General features: G+C 64.3%; 19 protein-coding genes and 1 riboswitch. Of the genes, 11 read left to right on the top strand and 8 right to left on the bottom strand.

What is annotated here, in order from left to right; all coding sequences use genetic code 11:
• Positions 1 to 28: 28 nt before the first annotated feature.
• The 4 genes from NHH73_09485 to NHH73_09470 all read left to right on the top strand — a co-directional run bounded on the left by NHH73_09485 (position 29) and on the right by NHH73_09470 (position 4,053).
• The gene (locus NHH73_09485; protein ID USX28488.1) at positions 29 to 1,447 is read left to right on the top strand and encodes a HAMP domain-containing histidine kinase; all 1,419 of its coding nucleotides are present in this window, start codon (positions 29 to 31) and stop codon (positions 1,445 to 1,447) included.
• A gap of 21 nt (positions 1,448 to 1,468) precedes the next feature.
• On the top strand, positions 1,469 to 2,068 hold the full coding sequence (locus tag NHH73_09480) for a hypothetical protein (GenBank protein USX28487.1): 600 nt from the start codon (positions 1,469 to 1,471) through the stop codon (positions 2,066 to 2,068).
• The gene (locus tag NHH73_09475) at positions 2,065 to 3,513 is read left to right on the top strand and encodes a sigma 54-interacting transcriptional regulator (GenBank protein USX28486.1); all 1,449 of its coding nucleotides are present in this window, start codon (positions 2,065 to 2,067) and stop codon (positions 3,511 to 3,513) included. Before NHH73_09480 ends, NHH73_09475 begins: the two co-directional genes overlap by 4 nt.
• Before the next feature lie 207 nt (positions 3,514 to 3,720).
• Entirely contained in the window at positions 3,721 to 4,053 is a 333-nt protein-coding gene (locus NHH73_09470) for a BON domain-containing protein (protein ID USX28485.1), read from the top strand.
• Between the two features lie 207 nt (positions 4,054 to 4,260).
• On the opposite strand, the gene NHH73_09465 is transcribed toward NHH73_09470, so the two are convergent.
• The gene (locus NHH73_09465) at positions 4,261 to 5,583 is read right to left on the bottom strand and encodes a homoserine dehydrogenase (protein ID USX28484.1); all 1,323 of its coding nucleotides are present in this window, start codon (positions 5,581 to 5,583) and stop codon (positions 4,261 to 4,263) included.
• Between the two features lie 43 nt (positions 5,584 to 5,626).
• The gene (locus NHH73_09460) at positions 5,627 to 6,859 is read right to left on the bottom strand and encodes a pyridoxal phosphate-dependent aminotransferase (GenBank protein ID USX28483.1); all 1,233 of its coding nucleotides are present in this window, start codon (positions 6,857 to 6,859) and stop codon (positions 5,627 to 5,629) included.
• A gap of 205 nt (positions 6,860 to 7,064) precedes the next feature.
• Here NHH73_09460 and NHH73_09455 point away from each other — a divergent pair, with 205 nt between their 5' ends.
• From NHH73_09455 to NHH73_09430, 6 genes are all read left to right on the top strand, one after another.
• A complete protein-coding gene (locus NHH73_09455) occupies positions 7,065 to 7,466 on the top strand; it encodes an Mth938-like domain-containing protein (protein USX28482.1) in 402 nt (133 codons plus the stop codon).
• Between the two features lie 28 nt (positions 7,467 to 7,494).
• Positions 7,495 to 8,460, top strand: coding sequence for a formyltransferase (locus tag NHH73_09450; GenBank protein USX28481.1), 966 nt, complete (start codon positions 7,495 to 7,497; stop codon positions 8,458 to 8,460).
• Between the two features lie 133 nt (positions 8,461 to 8,593).
• The gene (locus NHH73_09445) at positions 8,594 to 9,016 is read left to right on the top strand and encodes a peroxiredoxin (protein ID USX29598.1); all 423 of its coding nucleotides are present in this window, start codon (positions 8,594 to 8,596) and stop codon (positions 9,014 to 9,016) included.
• A 284-nt stretch (positions 9,017 to 9,300) separates the two neighbouring features.
• On the top strand, positions 9,301 to 11,193 hold the full coding sequence (locus tag NHH73_09440; protein USX28480.1) for a PhoH family protein: 1,893 nt from the start codon (positions 9,301 to 9,303) through the stop codon (positions 11,191 to 11,193).
• A gap of 219 nt (positions 11,194 to 11,412) precedes the next feature.
• Complete coding sequence (locus tag NHH73_09435; protein ID USX28479.1) at positions 11,413 to 11,697, top strand: type II toxin-antitoxin system HicB family antitoxin; 285 nt, start codon at positions 11,413 to 11,415, stop codon at positions 11,695 to 11,697.
• A 161-nt stretch (positions 11,698 to 11,858) separates the two neighbouring features.
• Positions 11,859 to 12,059 carry a cation transporter gene (locus NHH73_09430; protein USX29597.1) on the top strand — a complete coding sequence of 67 codons (201 nt, stop codon included), beginning with the start codon at positions 11,859 to 11,861 and terminating at the stop codon, positions 12,057 to 12,059.
• Between the two features lie 25 nt (positions 12,060 to 12,084).
• On the opposite strand, the gene NHH73_09425 is transcribed toward NHH73_09430, so the two are convergent.
• The gene (locus NHH73_09425; protein ID USX28478.1) at positions 12,085 to 12,804 is read right to left on the bottom strand and encodes a glutathione S-transferase; all 720 of its coding nucleotides are present in this window, start codon (positions 12,802 to 12,804) and stop codon (positions 12,085 to 12,087) included.
• 136 nt (positions 12,805 to 12,940) lie between these two features.
• Between NHH73_09425 and NHH73_09420 the strand changes: the two genes are divergently transcribed.
• Positions 12,941 to 13,702 carry a sulfite exporter TauE/SafE family protein gene (locus tag NHH73_09420; protein ID USX28477.1) on the top strand — a complete coding sequence of 254 codons (762 nt, stop codon included), beginning with the start codon at positions 12,941 to 12,943 and terminating at the stop codon, positions 13,700 to 13,702.
• A 19-nt stretch (positions 13,703 to 13,721) separates the two neighbouring features.
• Here NHH73_09420 and NHH73_09415 read toward each other — a convergent pair whose 3' ends face one another.
• The 5 genes from NHH73_09415 to NHH73_09395 all read right to left on the bottom strand — a co-directional run bounded on the left by NHH73_09415 (position 13,722) and on the right by NHH73_09395 (position 21,706).
• Positions 13,722 to 17,831, bottom strand: a complete 4,110-nt coding sequence (locus NHH73_09415) for a cobaltochelatase subunit CobN (protein USX28476.1) — start codon at positions 17,829 to 17,831, stop codon at positions 13,722 to 13,724.
• Positions 17,818 to 18,159, bottom strand: a complete 342-nt coding sequence (locus tag NHH73_09410; GenBank protein ID USX28475.1) for a DUF2149 domain-containing protein — start codon at positions 18,157 to 18,159, stop codon at positions 17,818 to 17,820. The genes NHH73_09415 and NHH73_09410 overlap by 14 nt, the downstream gene beginning before the upstream one ends.
• A gap of 1 nt (position 18,160) precedes the next feature.
• The gene (locus NHH73_09405; GenBank protein ID USX28474.1) at positions 18,161 to 18,757 is read right to left on the bottom strand and encodes a MotA/TolQ/ExbB proton channel family protein; all 597 of its coding nucleotides are present in this window, start codon (positions 18,755 to 18,757) and stop codon (positions 18,161 to 18,163) included.
• Positions 18,758 to 18,822: 65 nt separating this feature from the next.
• Positions 18,823 to 19,043, bottom strand: a riboswitch (cobalamin riboswitch).
• Between the two features lie 42 nt (positions 19,044 to 19,085).
• Positions 19,086 to 19,478, bottom strand: coding sequence for a Cu(I)-responsive transcriptional regulator (gene cueR / locus NHH73_09400; protein USX28473.1), 393 nt, complete (start codon positions 19,476 to 19,478; stop codon positions 19,086 to 19,088).
• Positions 19,475 to 21,706: a heavy metal translocating P-type ATPase gene (locus NHH73_09395; GenBank protein USX28472.1), complete on the bottom strand. Its 2,232-nt coding sequence runs from the start codon at positions 21,704 to 21,706 to the stop codon at positions 19,475 to 19,477. Before NHH73_09395 ends, cueR begins: the two co-directional genes overlap by 4 nt.
• Positions 21,707 to 21,825: the final 119 nt, after the last annotated feature.

Here is a 21,825-nt window from a genome sequence, read left to right as displayed (position 1 = left end):
ATTCAGCATTTCTCCCATACGACCAACGATGCTCTCGAAACTCTCGTTTCGCCAGTTACTGCTGGGCGTCTTCCTGTTGATTGCTGTATTGCTGAGTGCCGCCTCCCTGCACGCGCTGTGGACGCTGGACCGTCTCGCCTTCCACAGCCGCGACAGCGGACACCACGCGCTGGCGCTCACCGAAAACACCCAGCAGCTGGCCGAGCGCAGCGTGGCGATGACGCGCAGCGCCCGCCAATACCTGGTGCTGGACGATCCCGCCTTCCGCATGCGCTACGCCGACGCCTGGCGCGAGGCCCGCGCCGCGCTCGACGCCGTCCAGCGCGGCCTGCCCCATGCTCCCAACATCGCCTTCGACACCTGGCGCCAGGCCGGCGAGCAAGCCTGGGACATCCTGCAAATGCCGACCCGCGCGCGCACCAGCGCCCGCCGGCAGGCGCTGGAAAAAGTACTGGCGTTGTTGCCGCGTATAAACACCCAGCTGGCCGAAGAGGTCAAACAGGAGGTCGAACTGCGCAACACCGAACTGCTTGCCGAGCTCGACCAGCGGCGCGCCGTGCTCAAGGCGCAAGTGATCGCCTCCATCGTGGTGGCCGCGCTGCTGGCCGGCGGCTTCGGCCTGTGGCTGTCGCGTCCGCTGGCGCAGATCGAGTCGGCGATCGACCGGCTCGGCGAAAACCGCTTCGACGAGGCGATCGAGGTGCGTGGTCCGGCCGACCTGCAGCGCGTCGGCCTGCAGCTCAACTGGCTGCGCCAGCGCCTCTCGAACCTGGAGGAGGACAAGTCCCGCTTCCTGCGCCACATCTCGCACGAACTGAAGACCCCGCTCGCGGCGTTGCGCGAAGGCGTTGCCCTGCTGGAAGATGGCGTTGCCGGGGCGTTATCGCCCAACCAGCGCGAAATCGCCGGTATACTGAATCAAAACACGGCGGCGCTGCAGTCGCAGATCGAAGCGCTGCTGCGCTACAACGAAGCCACCTTCGACGCCCACCACCTGCACCTGGAGCAGACCGACATGTCGGCCCTGCTCGCGCGCGCCATCGACAGCCAGCGCCTGCAATGGCAGGCGGCCAAGCTGACCGTCAACATCGAGGGCAAGGCGCGGCCGATCACGGTCGACGCCGACAAGATGGGAGTGGCGATCGGCAACCTGCTGTCAAACGCCCTGCGGTTCAGCCCCCAGGGCGGCGTGATCAGCTTCAAGCTCGAGGAACGCAACGACCGGCTGCTGATCGACTGCGCCGACCAGGGACCCGGCGTGGCGCCGAACGACGCCGCGCGCATCTTCGAGCCGTTTTACCAGGGCCAGCGCCAGCCGCCCGGCGCGCGCCGCGGCAACGGCATTGGCCTGTCGATCGTGCAGGAATACATCGCCGCGCACCATGGCGTGTTGCAACTGCTGCCGTCCGACCAGGGCGCCCGTTTCCGAATTGAACTACCTTACTGAAGTCCGCCCACGATGGTGAATATGATGCCTTACGCAAAATCCGCTTCCTCCCGCGCGCCGGCGCGCCTGCTGTGCGTGCTGCTATGCCTGGTGCTGGCCGCCTGCACCCAAATCCAGCCCAAGCCGGCGCCCGCGCCGCAGCCGCCCCCACCGCCGCCGCCGGTGGTGGAACTGGCGCCGCCGCCGCCACCGCTTGACGAGGTGGGGCCGCTGCTGAGCTATCACCAGTCGCTGCGGCGCATGAGCCAGGGCGAGCTGCTCAAGGAGCTGAGCGGCCTGACCCAGCAGCCGCGCAGCCCGCGCCTGTCCATGCAGATGGGCATGGTGCTGATGCTCACGCGCGGCGGCGGCGACCTGGCCCGCGCGCAGACGCTGTTCGACGGCGTCGGCAACTCCACCGACAGCGAGGCGGCGGCCTTCAAGCCGCTGGCGCTGGTACTGTCGAGCAATTGCGCCGAGGCGCGCCGGCTGGCCGAGCATGTGGACCGGCTGGCGGCGCAGCAAAAGGATAGCCAGCGCCGCATCGACCAGCTCAACGACATGGTGGAGGGCTTGAAAAACATCGAGCGCACCTTGCCGGTCCGTCCGGCCGCCAGCGCGCCGCAAGGGATCATCAAATGAGCGCGGCCGACGACCAACTGGCCGCCGCCGGCGCCGCCCGCAACCCGGCCGGCAAGGGCGCCCACTTATTGGTGGTGGACGACGACGCCGACCTGCTGCGGCTGCTATCGATGCGGCTGACCGCCAACGGCTACCGGGTCACCGGCGTCGGCAGCGCGGAGGCGGCGCTGGCGCGCATGTCGATCGAGCTGCCTCGTCTGGTCATCAGCGACATCCGCCTGCCGGACCGCGACGGCATGTCGCTGTTCCAGGAAATCCGCCACAACTACCCGGCCCTGCCGGTCATCCTGCTGACCGCCCACGGCACCATCCCGGACGCGATCGAGGCGACCACTTTGGGCGCTTACGCCTACCTGACCAAGCCGTTCGACGCCAAGCTGTTGCTGGACCGCATCGCCCAGGCGCTGAGCCTGTCGGCGCCGGCCGCCAGTCCGTCCAACGGCGACGAGGCCTGGCGCGCCGGCCTGATCAGCCGCAGCCAGCGCATGGACGAGCTGCTGGCCGAGGCCCGGCTGGTGGCCGCGTCCGACGCCAGCATCCTGATCCGCGGGGAAAGCGGCACCGGCAAGGAACTGCTGGCCAACGCCATCCACCGCGCCAGCCGCCGCGCCAAGGCGCCCTTCATCGCCGTCAACTGCGGCGCCATTCCCGAGGCGCTGCTCGAATCGGAGCTGTTCGGCCACGTCAAGGGCGCCTACACCGGCGCAGTCAGCGCCCGCGAGGGGCTGGTGCAGGCGGCCGACGGCGGCACCCTGTTCCTCGACGAGATCGGCGATATGCCGCTGCTGCTGCAAGTAAAGCTGCTGCGCGTGCTGCAAGAGCGCGTGGTGCGCCAGCTGGGCTCGGATGTTCCACGGCCGGTCGATGTGCGCATCCTGTCGGCCACCCACCGCGACCTCGACGCGGCCATGCTGGAAGGCCAGTTCCGCGAGGATTTGTATTACCGGCTCAACGTCATCACCCTGACCTTGCCGCCGCTGTCGCAGCGGCGCGAGGACATCACGCCGATGGCGACCCAGTTCCTGCACACCCTGGCGGCGAAATACGGCAAAACAGTGCGCGGCTACGCCCCGGACGCGCTGGAGGCGCTGACCACCGCCTCGTGGCCGGGCAATGTGAGGCAACTGTATAACGTGGTGGAACACGTATGTGCGCTGGCGACGGCGCCGCTGATTCCATTGTCGCTGGTGCAGCGGGCGCTGCGCGTGCCGTCGCTGGAAGTGCTCAGCTATACGGAGGCCAAGCAGCGCTTCGAGCGCAACTATCTGGTCCAGCTGCTCAAACTCACCGACGGCAACGTGGCCGACGCCGCCCGCCTGGCGGAACGCAACAGGACCGAGTTCTACCGTCTGTTACAGAAATACGACCTCGACGCCAGCCTTTTCCGCACCGACCCGACCCTTGTCGCCACCGAGCGACAAGACGATCCCCTTAAAAATCAATGACTTACCAAATGGCGGCAGCAAGCTGTCGCCATTTCACGACAAAATCGCCGGAATGTAGACGTAAACGTCACGATTTGACAATTAACTTTAGGAAATATCTTCATAAGCTCATGATTTTAAAAGGCTTTTAATAGCTGGCACGCCGATTGCTAAGGATAGGATTACGTCACAGACGTTTCACCTAAACTTGAGTAAAGGAAGCAAATCATGATGACTACCAAACTGATCGCCCGCCTGATGGTTGCAGCTACCCTCACCGCTGCAGCAGCTACTGGTACCGCCTTCGCAGCGGGTCAGCAAGAAGGTGCTATGGCTGGAGCCGCCAAGACTGGCACCGCCACCAATGATGATGCAATCACCAGCAAGATCAAGGCTTCCCTGGCCGATCAAAAACAAATTGGCGTGACCACCACCGACGGTGTGGTTGTGCTGAGCGGCGCCGTCCCGAGCACTGAAGTTGGCACCAAAGCCATTCAGGTCGCATCGGCCGTCCCTGGCGTTAAGGAAGTAAAAAGCGAACTGACCGTCGCTTCGAAGTAAGCAGTACCACCGCATTTGAGCAGTAAGAGTTTCCCGCAGTAAAAACCTTGCAGTAGAAGTATCCGTAGTACCGCAACACCACCCTAGTAACTGACCCTTTTCCGGGTAGCGTTCGTAGACGCTACCCGGACTTTTTTTTGCCTAAAGAATTGCCAGATAATCAATATGAACCGATTATCCGGGCGTACTCCCCTCCCTTCGCGATCCTTAGCTCAGGTTTTCCAGGCGAATCTTCGTCACGCTGCCGCAGACGGTCGACAGGCCTTCCATCTTGGCGATGGCCGCCGTCACGTTTTTTTCCTGCGTCTGGTGTGTCAGGAAAATGATGTCGGTCTTGGTTTCGCCGTCGGCCGGTTCCTTTTGCAGCATGGCGTCGATCGAGATGGTCGCGTCGGCCAGGATGCGGGTCAGGTCGGCCAGCACGCCGGGCTGGTCGCTGACATTCATGCGCAGGTAATAGCTGGTGGTGATTTCCGACATCGGCAGGATCTCGATGTTGGTCATCGCGTTCGGCTGGAACGCCAGGTGCGGCACGCGGTGTTCCGGATCGGCCGTGGCCAGGCGTGTGATGTCGACCAGGTCGGCGATCACGGCCGAGGCGGTCGGCTCGGCGCCGGCGCCTTTGCCGTAGTACAAGGTCGCGCCGACGGCGTCGCCCTGCACCAGCACGGCGTTCATCGCGCCTTCGACATTGGCAATCAGGCGCTTGCTCGGGATCAGGGTCGGATGCACGCGCAGTTCCACGCCCTCGACGCCGTTGACTTTGGCGCGCTTGGCGATGCCCAGCAGCTTGATGCGGTAGCCCAGTTGCTCGGCGTAGCGGATATCGATCGCATTGAGTTTCGAAATGCCCTCGACGTGCGCCTTGTCGAACTGCACCGGAATGCCGAAGGCGATGGCCGACATGATGGTAGCCTTGTGCGCCGCGTCCACGCCCTCGATGTCGAAGGTCGGGTCGGCTTCAGCGTAGCCCAGTTCCTGCGCCTGCTTGAGCACGGTGGCGAAGTCCAGGCCCTTGTCGCGCATCTCGGACAGGATGAAGTTGGTGGTGCCGTTGATGATGCCGGCCAGCCAGTCGATGCGGTTGGCGGTCAAGCCTTCGCGCAGCGCCTTGATGATAGGGATGCCGCCGGCCACCGCCGCTTCGAAGGCGACCATGACGCCCTTTTCCTGCGCGGCGGCAAAGATTTCGTTGCCGTGCACAGCCAGCAGCGCCTTGTTGGCGGTGACCACGTGCTTGCCGTTGGCGATGGCTTGCAGCACCAGCGCCTTGGCCTCGTCGTAGCCGCCGATCAGCTCGACGACGATGTCGATTTCCGGATCGTTGACGATGTCGAACGGGTTGGCGACCACTTTGACCTTGCCGCCGGTGCGTTCCTTGGCGCGCTCGAGGTTGCGGGCCGAGACGGCGACCACTTCGATGCCGCGACCGGCGCGGCGGCGGATTTCTTCCTGGTTGCGTTCCAACACGTTGAACGTTCCGGAGCCGACGTTGCCGACGCCTAACAAGCCTACTTTGATGGGTTTCATATGATTCGTTTCTATTGATCTGCGGTTCGGTGGAGCGTGGAGGCTAGAAGCTGGCGCCGTGGCGTTTGCGGTAGCCTTCCATGAATTTGGCGATACGGCCAAAGGCTTCCGTCATATCGTCCGAGTTCGGCAGGAACACGACGCGGAAGTGATCCGGCGCGATCCAGTTGAAGCCGCTGCCCTGGACGATGAGCACTTTCGTTTCTGCCAGCAATTCGTAGGCGAACTGCTGGTCGTCCGCAATCGGATAGATTTTCGGATCGAGGCGCGGGAACATGTACAGCGCCGCTTTCGGCTTGACACAAGTGACGCCCGGAATATCGGTCAGCAGCTTGTAGGCCAGATCGCGTTGCTTCAACAGGCGCCCGCCCGGTCCCACCAGGTCTTGTATCGACTGGTAGCCGCCGAGCGCAGTCTGGATCGCAAACTGCCCCGGTGCGTTGGCGCACAAGCGCATCGAGGCCAGCATGTTGAGGCCCTCGATATAGTCTTTCGCATGGGATTTCTCGCCCGACACCACCATCCAGCCGGAACGGTAGCCACAGGCGCGGTAGTTCTTCGACAGGCCGTTGAAGGTGACGAACAGCACGTCGTCGGCCAGCGAGGCGATCGAGACGTGCTCGGCCTCGTCGTACAGCACCTTGTCGTAGATCTCGTCGGCGTAGATGATCAGCTGGTGCTGGCGCGCCAGCTCGATGATCTGTTGCAGCAGCTCGACCGGGTACAACGCGCCGGTCGGGTTGTTCGGGTTGATGACGACAATAGCGCGCGTGTTCGAGTTGATTTTGCGGCGGATGTCCTCAATGTCCGGGAACCAATCCTGTTGCTCGTCGCAGATGTAGTGCACTGGCGTGCCGCCGGACAGGCTGACGGCGGCGGTCCACAGCGGATAGTCGGGCGCCGGCACCAGCACCTCGTCGCCGGTGTTGAGCAGCGCGTTCATCGACATCACGATCAGTTCGGACGCGCCGTTGCCCAGGTAAATGTCGTCGATCGACACGCCGGCGATGTTCTTGCCTTGCGTGTAGTGCATGACCGCCTTGCGCGGCGCGAACATGCCCTTGGAATCGGTGTAGCCGGCCGCGTTGGACAGGTTGATTTTCATATCCTGGACGATCTCGTCCGGGGGATCGAAACCGAACACGGCGAGGTTGCCGATATTCAACTTGGTGATCTTGTGGCCTTCTTCTTCCATTTGCCGGGCTTTTTCCGGCACCGGGCCGCGGATCTCGTAGCAGACTTCCGCCAGTTTGTTCGATTTTTGAATCGGTCGCAAAATAAAATCCTGTCTTGGTGAGGCAAACCGCTGTGGCCTGCCAAAAACGCGATGGCGGCCTGTGCTGCAATGCGAAAAGAACCATTCTGCCGAAAGCCACCCGTTTAATCAACCTCTGGCGGGGCGAAACGGCGAAGCGCCCCTTGAAAAAGGCTACAATGCTACTAATAACGCTTAGACAAGCCATCAAATAGCAGATACCACCATGAAGCTCCACGCAAGCGATACCAAAAAGTACCAAACCGTCACCGGCTACGATGAAACCGGGGTCGAGATCAACGCCCAGCGCTACAACTACAGCCTGATCGTGCTGCCGGAAACCGAGCCGCGCGCCTGGCCGGCGCCGACCTTCGAATCCCTCACCGCCGAGCATTTCGACATCATCGGCGCCGATGCGCCGGACGTCGTCATCCTCGGCACCGGCGTCAAACAGCGCTTCATCCACCCGCGCCTGACGGCCGCGCTGACGATGCGCCGCATCGGCGTCGAATGCATGGACAGCCAGGCCGCCTGCCGCACCTACAACATCCTGATGGGCGAAGGCCGCAAGGTCACCCTGGCGCTGATCATTGACAACACTGACAACTCCGGCAAGGCGGGCGCCTGAGCCGGCCGAAACCACAAGGCGCGCGGCCATGAGCGACGCAGCCGGCGACACGAACGACCACGACCGCCGTCAACGCGCGGTCGTCTTCGCGCACCGCAAGCTCGGCGTACGTTGCATCAAGGTGCTGCTGGCCGGCGGCGTCGACGTTGCGCTGGTGGTCACCCACCATGAAGACCCCGGCGTAAACAACCACGACGAATCGGTGCGCTCGCTGTGCCGTGAAGAACGCATCCCCTGCACCGCCCCCGACGATGTTGCATCGCCCGATTTGCTGGAAGAGGTGCGCGACGCCATGCCGGATCTGATGTTCAGCTTTGACTACGGCCGCACGCTGCCGGCGGAGTTGCTCGCGGTCGCCCCGGCCTACAATATGCACGGCTCGCTGCTGCCGGAGTTTCCTGGCGCCGCGCCGGTCGAGTGGGCGGTGCTGCACGACGCCACCGTCACCGGCGCCAGCCTGCACGAGTTGACGTCCGAGCCCTTTGCCGGCGCCATCGTCTCGCAGGTGGAGGTGCCGATCCTGCCCGACGACACCGCATTCGACGTGTCCGTCAAGGTCACCGTGGCGGCCGAGCAGACCTTGTGGCGCGTGCTGCCGTCGCTGCTCGACGGCACGGCGCCGCGCCTGCACAACGGTGTCAGAGCAGGTCCCAAAGCGGCCGCCGGCTTAGGCCCGCGCACGCCCGAGGACGGCCGCATCGACTGGCGCCAGCCGGCGCGGCAGGTCTACAATCTGCACCGCGCCGCCGCGCCGCCCTACCCCGGCGCCTTCACCGACATCGCCGGCGTGCGTTACGTGATCGGGCGCGCCCGCCTGTCCGGCAATTTCGGCAACGTCGTCGCCGTCGGTTTGCCACCGGGCTTGACCGTAGTGGATAATTGCATCTTTGGCGTTTGCGGCGACGGCCGCATGCTGACGATTTCCAGCCTGACCGCCGATGGCGCGTCCATCACGGCCGAGCAGCTGCACGCGCGCCTGCGGGCGCGGTCCTAGGCCAGGTTGGACAATATTTACTTTGCCCGCCCGTCTTGAAGGGTGAAAACTCGCCCTCATATTGTCGATGTCCATCTCCAGGAGAAAACCAGTGGCTGATAGCCAACCCGTAGTTACCGACTTTTCCGCCCCCATGACGAGCGGCCGGACGTTCCAGTTGTCGGGCCGGCCAGCGCGCCATACCGTGCTGTTTTTCTACCCGAAAGACAATACCCCCGGCTGCACCACCGAGAACATGGCGTTCCGCGATCTGTACGAACAATTCCAGGCCGCCGGCACCGAAATCTACGGCATCAGCCGCGATTCGCTGCGCTCGCACGAAGGCTTCAAAGCCAAGCTGGGCCTGCCTTTCGAGCTCATTTCCGATCCCGACGAGGCGGTCTGCGCGCAGTTCAACGTCATGAAAATGAAGCAAATGTACGGCAAGACCGTCCGTGGCGTCGAGCGCAGCACGTTTGTCATTGACGCTAGCGGTCAATTGGTGAAAGAATGGAGAGGCGTGAAGGTAGCGGGTCACGTCGATGAAGTGCTGGAATTTGTGGCGCGTCAGGCTTAACAGGTTTGCGCGTTGCCTTTCAGAGTTGCTCAACCGTAGCAGAATCATGCGCATCCAGCCATTTTGTTAACCATTTTGAGTCATCACTGTCACTCTTCCCACCCTACATGGTGGCCAGCCGGCCACCACGCGGTACTTTCTCCGGGCAGGATGTGCGCCCGTCGGCAGTCTACTATTCCGTTCCACCCAGCATCCACCCCATCCGGCACTAACGTTTCCTCCATTGGAAACGTGCGCTTGTCCCATGGGCGGATTCCTCCAGTTATTTTTCAATTGAGATCCTGATGCCACTGCCAAAATTACCTAGTAAGCCAGCGACTTTACTGTTGGCAAAAGATTATCCAAAAGCGACAGGGCCGCGCCCGGTTTCCGCCATTGCGGCGGTCGCCGAGATTGCGCCGGCACCCGCGCCGAAGAAGGCGGCGCCCGTCAAAGCAGTACCCGTAGCGAAATCCAGAGCGGCGGCGCCGGTCGCCGTCCAAGCCGCGCCGGCAGCACCTGCGGCGCCAGCGAAAACCACCGCCAAATCGAAGGCCGTGGCCGCTGTGCTGAAGGCCGCGCCGGCCGTGTTGAAGGCCGCCCAAGCAACGCCGACACCCGCCCCGGCACCGGTGGCCGCCAAGCCGGCCGCGAAGGCCAAGGCCGTTCCCGCCGCGCCCGCCGCGCGCGGCAAGGTCACGCCGATCACCGCCGAGGCGCCACACCCGGCCAAGCACAAGGCCAATGAAGTGGCGATCAAGTCGTCGACCAGCCGTCACGCCGACCAGACCGGCACCACCAAGCTGTTCGTGCTCGACACGAACGTGCTGATGCACGATCCATCGTCGCTGTTCCGCTTCGAGGAGCACGACGTCTACCTGCCGATGATGACGTTGGAGGAGTTGGACAACCACAAGAAGGGCATGACCGAGGTGGCGCGCAATGCCCGCCAGGTGTCGCGCACCCTCGACGCGCTGGTGTCCAACACCGACGACGACGCCATCGAGAACGGCATCCCGCTGTCCAAGCTGGGCAACAAGGACGCCAAGGGCCGCCTGTACTTCCAGACCCGCATGCAAACGGCGGACCTGCCGGTGGGCCTGCCGGTCGGCAAAGCCGACAACCAGATCCTGTCCGTGGTGCGCTCGCTCGAGGCCGAACAGGAAGGCCGTCCGGTGGTGCTGGTGTCGAAAGACATCAACATGCGCATCAAGGCGCGCGCGCTGGGCCTGCCGGCCGAGGACTACTTCAACGACCACGTGATGGAAGATACCGACCTGCTGTACTCGGGTATCGTCCAGCTGCCGGACGACTTCTGGACCAAGCACGGCAAGGACCTGGAATCGTGGCAGGAAAATAAAAACGGCCAGAGCGCGACGTTCTACCGCGTCACCGGTCCGTTCGTGCCGTCGCTGCTGGTCAACCAGTTCATCTTCCTGGAGCCGAAAAATGGCGAAGCGCCGTTCTACGGCCAGGTCAAACAGATCAACGGCAAGACCGCCGTGCTGCAAACCCTGCGCGACTTCAGCCACAACAAGAACAATGTGTGGGGTGTCACCGCCCGCAACCGCGAGCAGAACTTCGCCTTGAACTTGCTGATGAATCCGGAATGCGACTTCGTCACCCTGCTCGGCCAGGCCGGCACCGGCAAGACCCTGCTGGCCCTGGCGGCCGGCTTGGCGCAAGTGCTCGAGACCAAGCTCTACAACGAAATCATCGTCACCCGCGTGACGGTGCCGGTCGGCGAGGACATCGGTTTCCTGCCGGGCACCGAGGAAGAAAAGATGTCGCCGTGGATGGGCGCCTTCGACGACAACCTCGAAGTGCTCAACAAGTCCGATTCGGACGGTGGCGAATGGGGCCGCGCGGCAACGCAGGATCTGATCCGCTCGCGCATCAAGATCAAGTCGCTCAACTTCATGCGCGGCCGCACCTTCGTCAACAAGTTCCTGATCATCGACGAAGCACAGAACTTGACGCCGAAACAGGTCAAGACGTTGGTCACGCGCGCCGGTCCGGGCACCAAGATCCTCTGCCTGGGCAACATCGCGCAGATCGACACGCCGTACCTGACCGAAGGCTCCAGCGGCCTGACGTACGTGGTCGACCGCTTCAAGGGTTGGTCGCATAGCGGCCACGTGACCCTGGCGCGCGGCGAACGCTCGCGCCTGGCCGATCACGCCAGCGACGTGCTGTAATGTAGTAGAATAAACAGGTACCTGTTAGCCCCGCCCGCAGCAATGCCGGCGGGGCTTCTTTTTTCCGCAAACAGTTTCTGCCACCCAACCTATGCACAAGTTGGCACAAGTAAGCGTGTTGATCCACGAAAGTTCTTGAATCCTGTGGCATCCTGTATAACACTGACATCCAAGTCATTGATTTCGCCCGCCTTTTCCGACCACAGCTGAGGTAAGACCATGGACATTCCTATCCTGATCCAGAAGCGTGAAGGCAGCCGATACGGGGTGACCGTCCCGGACATCCCGGGCTGCGTGACCACCGGTGAGACGGTGGACAAAGCGATGAGCAACGCCACCAAGGCCATCTACGGCCACGTCGGCCAGCTGGTCGAGCAGGGCAAATCGTTTGAAATCAGACCGTCCGAAGTGGAGCACCTGTCGCGCGAGCCGGATTACGCCGACGGCATCTGGGCCATGGTCAGCCTCGACCTGGCCAGGCTGGACGATCCGCCGGAGGGTTGACTCTGAGCGTTCCCCGGGCAACAAGCGTCAATCTAAACCACGTAGGGCGGATTAGCGCAGCGTAATCCGCCAAGCGACGTTCCGACTCATCAGGACTCCCTTGACCTTCCCACGATTGGAAGGCATACAGTATGATCATCGAAACCGAGAAGGAGAAGTCGATGTATCAGCTACAAGTGGAAAACATGAGTTGCGGTCACTGCGTGGGCGCTGTGACCAAGGCGGTGCAGGCGATCGACGCCGCCGCCAAGGTCGAAGTCGATCTGGCCACCAAGACCGTCAAAATCGACAGCGCCACGGCGCTGGCGCCGCTGAAATCAGCCATCGCCGACGCCGGCTACCCGGTCACCGCCGCCGCCTGATTCGGCATGCCCCGCCAGCCCCGGGTTATTCCAACTCGGGGTAGTGGCGGAAGATGCCGTCCTCGTTGAACGGGATGCGCCGCTTCGAGCCCACATAGGCGGCGATATTGGGACGCGCCGCCACCTTGTCGCGCAAGGCCACCAGGCCGGGATACGAAGGTTCGAGCTTCGCCATCGTCTTCGGAAACGCATAGCGCAAACCCTCGATCAGCTGGAACAGCGACAGATCGACATACGTCAGGCGGGAGCCGATGGCCCAGCCGCCGCGCCCCGGATTGCGCCGCACCACACCTTCGAAATAGTCCAGGAACTTCGGTATGCGCGTCTCCCTGAAGTCCTTGGCGCGCGCCTTGGCTTCCTTCTTCTGGTCCTCGTAGTATTTGTTGGTGGAGATCGGATGATGCGTGTCGTGCGCCTCGGCGACGATGTCGGAGATGGTCAGCTGCAGCTGGTTGGCCCACAAGCGCCCCGCCTCCGCGCGCGGCGCCAGTCCATGCCGCGCGCCCAGGAACAGCAGGATATTGGACGTCTGCCCGATCAGCAGATCGCCCGCGCGCAGCACCGGCGGCGCGAACGACGGATGATCGACTTTGTCGCCGTCCAGGCTTGCCATCAACGCAGGCACGCCCTTCTTGCGCCGCGCCACATCGTCGTAGGGGATGCCCGCCTCCTCCAGCGCCAGCCGCACGAATTCGCCGCGGCCTTGCAGGCCGTCCCAGTAATAGAGTTGGTAGGGTGTCGTCATGCGAAATATCGTAGCACCACCGGCGCGGGCCCGTCGCACGAACCCGGCGCCCGGAAAGCTTTTGCGGCCACGGTTATAATCGATCGGAAACTGCTACTCCGCCCGATCCCACATCAACCATGTCTGTCTCCCGCCCATGCCGCCAGTCCCACCGCTTGAACTGCACATCGTCCTGATGGTCGCCGCCGCAGGATTCCTCGCCGGCGTGCAAAACGCGCTCGCCGGGGGCGGCTCGTTCATCACCTTCCCCGCCCTGCTGCTGGCCGGATTGAATCCGCTGGCCGCCAACATGACGTCGACCATCGCGCTGTTCCCCAGTCAGATTACTTCCGCCTATGCGGGACGAAAGCTGGTGGGCGACGTCGGCCCGCTGACGTTCCGACAGATGCTGATCATCAGCGCCATCGGCGGCGTGTTCGGCGCGGTGCTGCTGCTGAACACCCCGGCGTCGTTCTTCGAGCGGCTGGTGCCTTGGCTGGTGCTGTTCGCCACCAGCGTGTTCGCATGGGGGAGTTTCCGCAAAAAGCCGCTGCACGCGGCTGGTGCGATGCCGCGCTGGGTGCTGGTGCTGGCGCAGGGATGTATCGCGATTTATGGCGGCTACTTCGGCGGCGGCATCGGCTTCCTGATGCTGGCGGCGCTGACCGTCGCGGGGCAGCAAGTGCGCATGGCGGCGGCCACCAAGAACGTCCTGGCGATGGCCATGAACGCGGTGGCGGCCATGATATTCGCCACCTCAGGTTTGATTAGCTGGCCGGCGGCCCTGGCGCTGTGCGTCGGCGGGATCGCCGGCGGCTTGTGCGGCGGGTGGTTGATCCACCGCCTGCCGGAAAAGGTGATGCGTGGGTTCGTGGTGGTGGTCGGCGCGGCGTTGACGGTTTGGATGTTTGTCCGTTGATGTCCTTAGCCGCCCCCGCTCAGAGCATTTCCTTTAGCTTGGCCAGCTTCTTGCGCCGTCCGATGTAGCCGGCGCCCACCAACCCGGCGGCCAGCGCCAGCAAGGCCAGCGTCCCCACCGTCTTCTGCGCCGGACTCAGATCGGCCAGCGTCCGCATCTCAAACCCGCTTACCTTGGCGTCGGCAGGCTCGGTTTTCGCAAACGATGCCGGCGCCGGATCGGCCGGTTTGGCTTTCGCGCGCGGCGCCGGTACCGGTTGCAGTTCCTGCGACTTCGCTTGCAGCACTTGCAGGTCCGCCAGCGCGGCCTGCATCGCGGCGTCGTTGGCCTGCTGCTGCCCCGGCGCGGCCGCCACCGGCTGCGCCGACGGCGCCGAACCGCCTGCGCGGCCGGCAGCCGCCGCCCCGCGTGCGATCGCCGGATTCGAGCCGACGTTCGGCACGAACTGGCCGGTGAACTGCGGCGCGATCTTCAACGTCGCCTTGCTGCACGAATCCGCGCTGCACGACACGCCCGCGTCCTTGATCGCCCGCGCGTTCTGCCGCGTGAGGTTGTCGCGCACCGCGTCGCCCGGTTTCCAGTATCCACGCTCGATGGCGCTCAGCATGCGGTCGGTCACGGCCTGGTACGCGCGCAGGTTGCCGCTGGCGGCAAAGCGCTCACGCACTTTCAGGCCATGGCGGTCGGCCACGTAGGTGTCGTACATGCGCTGCCACTTGCTGCCGTCGACCACTTCCGGCACCGTCACCTGCCACGCCCACAGGTAGTCGACCACGCGGTTGATGTAGCGCGCGCCGGAATACCCTTCCTTCAGCATGCTGTCGGCCCACTTTGGATTGAGATAGCGCGACTGCATTTCCTGGCCCATGTACTGCTCCAGCGTCTTGTGGCCCGGCTTGCGCGGATTGGACAGATCGCTCACCACCACCTCCGGCGTCTTGCCGTCGACGCTGCGGATCGCCATCGCGGTGCCACCCAGGTATTGGAAGAAGTCGTCGTTGTCCAATGTCGCGAAAAGGTTGCTGGACCGGCTGTGCAGCGCGATCTTGCTGCCGCTGATGGCCTGCTTGAACAACTCGCGCCGCTGTGCGGGGTTTGCCTGACTGGCCTTGTCGTCGCCCCAGTAGCCGGCGCCGAAAGGATGGCTCATGCGGTTGATGAACACGTCCGCCACTTCCTTTTCGTTCTTCCAGGCGTTCGTCAGCGGGATCAGTTTTTCGATCTGCGTGCCATAAGCGCCGCTCGGCACGCCGAAAATACGCACCGACGCCATGCGCCGCGCCTCGTCGGCGGAGATGCCGGTCGCCTGCAACGCGACAGCGGTCTTGCGGCTGTGCTCCTGCATCACGTTGCCCGACTGGCCGGCGTCGGCGGCAGCGCCCAGATCGTCCTGTTGTTGCGCCAATTGAGCCGCCTTGTCCATCAACGCCAGCAGGTTGCCGAACAGGTCGCGGAACAGGCCCGACGAAATCAAGGTGACATCGACACGAGGACGTCCGAGTTCCTTGCGAGTGAGCGCTTCGACGCCAGTCACGCGACCGCGTTCATCCCAGGTCGGACGCACGCCCATCAGCGCCATCGCCTGCGCCTCCATGATGCCCTCGTGGCGCGAGGTCTCCACGCCCCACAGGTTCATGCTCAATTTGTCCGGGTACACGCCATGGCGTTTGCGGTAGTCGTCGACCAGTTGCAGCGCGAGCTTGGCGCCCGCCTCGTAAGTGGTCTTGCTGGGAATGCGCGACGGATCGAGGCCGAAGAAATTGCGGCCGGTCGGCAGCGCGTCCGGATTGCGCACCAGGTCCGCGCTGGCGCCGGCCGGGATGTAGCGGCCCGACAGCGCCTCCATCAACCGGTCCAGCTCCAGCGCCGCGCTGCGCTCGATATCGCTCTCCAGCTGCGCGATGCGTTTGGCTTTCTGCTCGGCGCTGGCGCCGGCATCAAGGCTGACGACCGCGCGCGCGGTGGCGTTGCGCCGCTCCGCAGTCGGCGCCACGCCGAAGGTGTGCAGGCCGAAAGGCGTCAGCTTGTTGCCGGTATCGTCCAGATACTCTTCCAGCGCCTCCATATCGGCTTCGGTTTTGAGCTCGGTCTTTTTCATGTCCTTCAATACGCCGCTTTTGGACGCGACGCGGTTCAGCGCCAGCAGATGGCTGCGCGCCAGCAGCGGGCTTTTTTGTTCGGCCACGCGGTAGTCGTTAAGCAGCGCGCCAAGCTCGCGCAAGTCGGGATTGAGGCCGGCGATATCGAACGGTGGCGTCATGTGGTCGATGATGGTGGCCATGCCGCGCCGCTTGGCCTGTATGCCCTCGCCCACGTCATCCATCACATACGGATAGATATTCGGCATGGCGCCGATCAGCGCTTCGGTCGGGTCGTCCTCGGACAGGCCGGCCTCTTTACCGGTCAGCCATTCCTGCGTGCCGTGGGTACCGATGTGCATCACCGCGTTGGCCTGGAAGCCCTTTTGCAGCCACAAATAGAAGGCGATGTACTCGTGGCTCGGCGGCATGCTCACTTCGTTGTGCAGCTTCTCCAGGTTCTGCTCCCAGGCGCGGCCCGGCTGCGGCGCCATCAGCACATTGCCGAAGCGGCGCGCCGGATAGACGAAGAAAGCCTCGCCCTTGGCGTCGCGCCACAGAACCGGCGCGCTTTCAGGCTTGCCCCATGACGCCAGGATGGAATCGCGCAGCGTTTGCGGCATTTTGGCGAACCATGCCTGGTAGTCTGACAGCGGCACCAGCAGCGCCTGGCCGCTCTCGGCCAGATGCTTCAGGCCCGTCATGTAGTCGCCTTTGGACTTGCCGGGGTAATTGCCCCACTGCTGGATCTCGCCTTGCAGCTCGCCCTCGCCGGCCGGCAGCGCATCACCCGTTTGATAGCCGTCGCGTTTCAGGCGCTGGACGATCTGCCACAAACTCTCCGGCAGCACGTTCAGATACGCCGCACCGATGGTTTCGGAACCGTGCGGGTAGTTAAAGTAGATCATGGCGATGCGCTTGTCGCCGTTGGCCTTTTGGCGCAAGGCCAGCCAGGCGGCCGCGCGCTCGTTCAGGCGTTCGATCCGTTCCGGGATCGGCGTCTCCTCGACGTAGGCCAGCCCGGTCTGCGCATCGCTGATGCGTTCACGGCTGGCGACCACCGTCGGCTGTATCAGTCCGGCCATCTCGGCACCGGCCAACTGCCAGGTGCGCTCGATGATATCGAGGCCGATCTTCGATTCGCGCCATTGCGCCGCGGTGTGCTGGCTCAAGGTGATGGCGTTGATTGCCGGGACGCCGATCTTGTCGAGCAGCGCGCCCGTGTTGGCGGTGCCGCCGACCTTCATGCCCAGCGCGACGATCAGCTCCACGCGGCTCTTGCCGTTTTCGTCGAGCAGGAAGCGCAGCGGCACGTCGTATGGATAGCCGAACACCGGCAGCACGTTGTAGCCACTCGCTTCGAGCCGGGCGACGATGGCCGCCAGTGGCAAGGTTTGCCCCGCCACCAGGCTGGCGCGATAGAACGGCACCGCGATCCACGGCGCGCCGGTCTTGTAGTTGGCATAGCCCTGCAAATAATGCTCGTAACTGCTGTAGGTGCGGTTGGCCGCGACGTCGTACAGGCCGACGTCCGGCATCGCGTGCACCGGCGACACCGCCAGCGTCGCGCCGAAATGCTGGCGCAAGATATAGCGCAGCAGGTTGCCCATGTTCTCGATGCCGCCCTCGCTATGATACTGCTGGATGGTCTTGTCGTCCTGGACGCCCATCTCGCGGATGCTGTCGTCGATGGCGCCGCCGACGGCGAACACCGGATGACGCGACTTCCTCAGCGCCTGCAATTCATCCTTGAGTCCCGCCATCGCCAGCCTGCCCTTGGCGTTGACGATCGCGACATCGGCGCTGGCCAGCGCATTGCGGTCGGCCTGCGTCATGCCGTTGTTGGGAATGATGCGGATGACGACATTGAGCTCCTTGAGCTCCGCCTGCAATCCGCGCACCGCCAGCACCGCCGGCCGCGACTCGACGTCACCGAGCATCAGCGCCAGCGTGCGCGGCGCCTGCGCCGAATGCACGTAGCCGACGATGAAGAAGGAGATCAGCAGCAGTAAAACAACTTCCAGTGTCCCAAAACGCTTATTCCGGAACATACACGACCTTCCCGTCCGGCAGCTGGTAAGCGGTGCCCAGGCGTTTGCCGGAACCGGACAACGGCTTGTCGCTGACGCGGCTCACTGTGATCTCGGCGCCCTTCTTGGTCAGCACCTCGACGCGGCCGTCCGCGCTCTTCTTGGCGATGGTGACTTCGGAATTGGGGTCCAGCAGGTCCATCATGTTCCAGGCCGAGAACAGCGCCAGCATCATGGCGACGATGAAGACGATGCTGGCGTCGAACAGGTTGGCGACGCCGGCCAGCGGGTCCTCGGTGTGCTCGCCGATGCGGCTGTAGCGGTGGCGGTTCATAAATCGCATCGCCATATCAGGCCTCCACGCGCATCAGGTGCGGTTTGTTCGCGTGCGTCGCCAGCATGGTTTCGGCGGCGTAGGCGATGTCGGTCAGGTCGCTGCGCAGCCAATGCTCGCGCACCAGGCTCAGAACATAGGCGCATACGCTGCACGCCAGGCCGACCACGGTGGCGGTGAAGGCGGTGGTCATCGATTCGGCCATCTTCGGCAAATTGCCCTGCGCCAGACCGGCCAGTGAAATACCCATCGGGATCAGGGTGCCCATCAGTCCGAGCGCCGGGCCGACCCGCACTACAAAGCGCACGCCGTCCAGGCGGCGCACGCCGGCGGCGTCGGCGCGCTGCACCACGCGCTCGAGCCGCGCATCGAGTCCCGGCTCGCCCTCCTGCGCGGTCAGCACGGCCGCCATGTCGTGGCGGGCGGTCGCCACCAGCATGCGCACGCCGCGCCGGCGCTCGATCCATTCGGCGCCGAAGGTGCCGAAGCACACCAGCATGTACAAGGTCAGCGCGGCGATCCCCGCCAGCACGGGCAAATACAGCACGTTGGAAATGGAGTACAGCAGCGTCTCGATCGAGCGGATGACCGCGTCGGCAGGCAGGTTAGGCATTTGAATGATCCAGCGACAGAAGCAAGCCACTCACCTCCCCGTGAGCGGATTGAAAGGAAGCGCCTGGGCGCTTCCACCTCTTTGGCCGGTATCCGGGCTCGCAAGCAAATCCACCTGACCTTCCCATGCAAAAGCACAGTGGTGTAGCGAGGCGGATAGTCGTCGGCGACGACGCTTGTTTACCGTTGCGGGGGCAGCACATGTTGGCTGGCTGGGCCAGCGCCATGTTTCCCGTTTAACTGCGCATCCAGACGGACGCGCGGGCACCAAAACGTGGCGATTATACGTGGTTCCGGGACGGCCGGACAGATACGCCGGGATGCCCAGGCTATTTCGGATCGGCGAGGCTTTGGAGAATCGGACAATCGGGCCGGTCATTGCCCTTGCAACAGCGCGCCAGCGTTTGCAGCGTGTCGCGCATTTCGGTCAGTTCGGCGATGCGCTGGTTGAGCTCCTCGACATGGCCGAGGGCGATTCTTTTCACGTCGGCGCTGGCGCGTTCCTTGTTCTGCCACAGCGACAGCAGGTCGCGGATCTGGTCGAGCGAGAAGCCAAGCGTGCGAGCGCGCTTGACGAAGCGCAGCGCGTGCAGGTCGTTCTCGCCATAGATTCGGTAGCCCGATTCGCTGCGCCGCCCCGGCGGAATCAGCGCGATGCTCTCGTAGTAGCGGATCATCTTGGCCGAGACGCCGGTGGCGCTGGCCGCTTGTCCGATATTCATACCTTCCCTCCTTCATCAGCCGGTTGCGCCTGCGGCTTCCAGCGGCGCAGCAGCAGCGCGTTGCTGATCACGCTCACGGAGCTGAGCGCCATCGCGGCGCCGGCAACCATCGGGTTGAGCAAGCCGAAGGCGGCCAGCGGAATGCCGACCAGGTTATAGATAAAAGCCCAGAAAAGATTCTGGCGGATTTTGCTATAGCTGCGGCGCGAGATCGAGATGGCGGCCGCCACCAGCGCCGGATCGCCGCGCATCAACGTAACGCCGGCGGCATGCATGGCGACGTCGGTGCCGCCGGACATGGCGATGCCGACATCGGCGGCGGCCAGCGCCGGCGCGTCGTTGATGCCGTCGCCGACCATCGCGATGCACTGGTTATGCCGCTTCATGGCGCCGATGGTGGCCGCTTTATCAGCCGGCAGCATGTTGGCGATCACCCGCTGGATGCCAAGCGTCGCACCCACGTGATCGGCGCTGCCCTGGTTGTCCCCTGTGAGCAGCACGGTCTCGATATTCAGCGCGTGCAGCGCTTCGATCGCGGCGCGGGCCTGCGGCTTGATACGGTCGCCGAAGGCCAGCAAACCCAGTAAGCGGGCCGGTTGCGGCGACTGCGCGGCAAGCCACGAGACGGTCAATCCTTGCTGTTCAAGTTCGGCGGCGCGCGCCGCCAGCGCGGTGAGCGCGACGCCCTGCTCCGCCATCAGGCGCGTGCTGCCGAGGATCAGCCGCATGCCGTCGACCGTGGCGGCGACGCCGCGTCCCGGCAAGGCGCTGATGTCGGCGGCGGTCATCGCATCGGCCGATTCTCCTTCGGCGGCTTGCTGCACCGCGCGGGCCAGCGCGTGCTCACTGCCCCGTTGCACCGCGGCCGCCAACTGCAGCAGGCGCGTTTTGTCGATGGTGCCGGGCACCGGCTCGCACACCGCCAGCGACGGTTTTCCTTCGGTCAGCGTGCCGGTTTTATCGAAGGCCACGGTGGTGATGCGGTGCGCCAGCTCCAGCGCCTCCGCATCCTTGATCAGGATGCCGTGGCGCGCGGCCACGCCGGTGCCGGCCATGATGGCGGCGGGCGTGGCCAGTCCCAACGCGCACGGACAGGCGATCACCAGCACCGCCACCGCGTTGATGATGGCAATCTCGCCATCGCCGGACGCCAGCCACCAGCCCACCAACGTCAACAGCGCCAGCACCAGCACCACCGGCACGAACACCGCGCTGACGCGGTCCACCAGATGCTGCACCGGCGCCTTGGCCGCCTGCGCGTCCTCCACCAGGCGGATAATGCGCGCCAGGGTGCTTTCGGCGCCGACCGCCGTCACGCGCACCAGCAGCATGCCTTCGCCGTTGATCGCGCCCCCGGTCACGCGATCGCCTGCGTGGCGTGCCACGGGCAGGCTCTCGCCGGTGATCAGCGCTTCGTCCACGTGGCTGGCGCCTTCGACCACCACGCCGTCGACGGCGATGCGTTCGCCCGGCCGCACCACCACCATCTCGCCGGGGAGCACCTGCGCGATCGGCACATCGACATCCTGGTCGCCGCGCCGCACACGCGCAGATTCCGGCCGCAGCACCTGCAGCGCGCGGATCGCCGACGTGGTCTGCCGCTTGGCGCGCGCCTCCAGCCATTTACCCAGCAACACCAGCGTGATGACGACGGCCGACGCCTCGAAATACAGATGCGGCATGGCGGAGGTGGCGGTCAGCAATTGGTAGACGCTCAAACCGTAGGCGGCGCTGGTGCCGATCGCCACCAGCAAATCCATATTGCCGCTGCGGGCGCGCGCGGCCAGCCAGCCGGCCCGGTAGAAGCGCGCGCCGAGCCAGAACTGCACCGGCGTCGCCAGCAGGAATTGAATGCGGCCGTCGAGCATCCAATGGACACCGGCCGGTTCGAGCAGCATCGGCAGCACCAGCGGCAACGACAATAGCGCCGCGAGCAGCACGGCGTAGCCGCTGGCGCCGGGGGCGATCACCGCCGGGGCGGCGGGAGCGAAAGGCGCCGGTGCGGGCTTGGCCTGGTAGCCGGCTTTGTCGATCGCCTGTTGCAGCACGCCGAAATCGATCGGATGCGCCGACTCCACGCGCGCCATCTCGGTGGCCAGGTTGACGCTGACCTGGTCGACGCCCTCCACGGCGGCGAGCACGCGCTCCACGCGTCCGACACAGGAGGCGCAACTCATGCCCTCGATTTTGATCGATTGCGAGACTGTTTTTTCAGCGGTTGAAGTCATGATGTTCACTCGAATGGCAGGTTATGGACGCTAGCTTCAAGTATCCCACGATTGGAAGGTCAAGCACTTTTTCGCGGTGCGCGTCCGGTCGCGCACGGAAACCGCCGGGATTGCCGCTA

Source organism: Oxalobacteraceae bacterium OTU3CINTB1 (assembly GCA_024123955.1).
Classification (GTDB): Bacteria; Pseudomonadota; Gammaproteobacteria; order Burkholderiales; family Burkholderiaceae_D; genus Rugamonas.
This window is presented reverse-complemented; position numbering and strand designations above follow the sequence as displayed.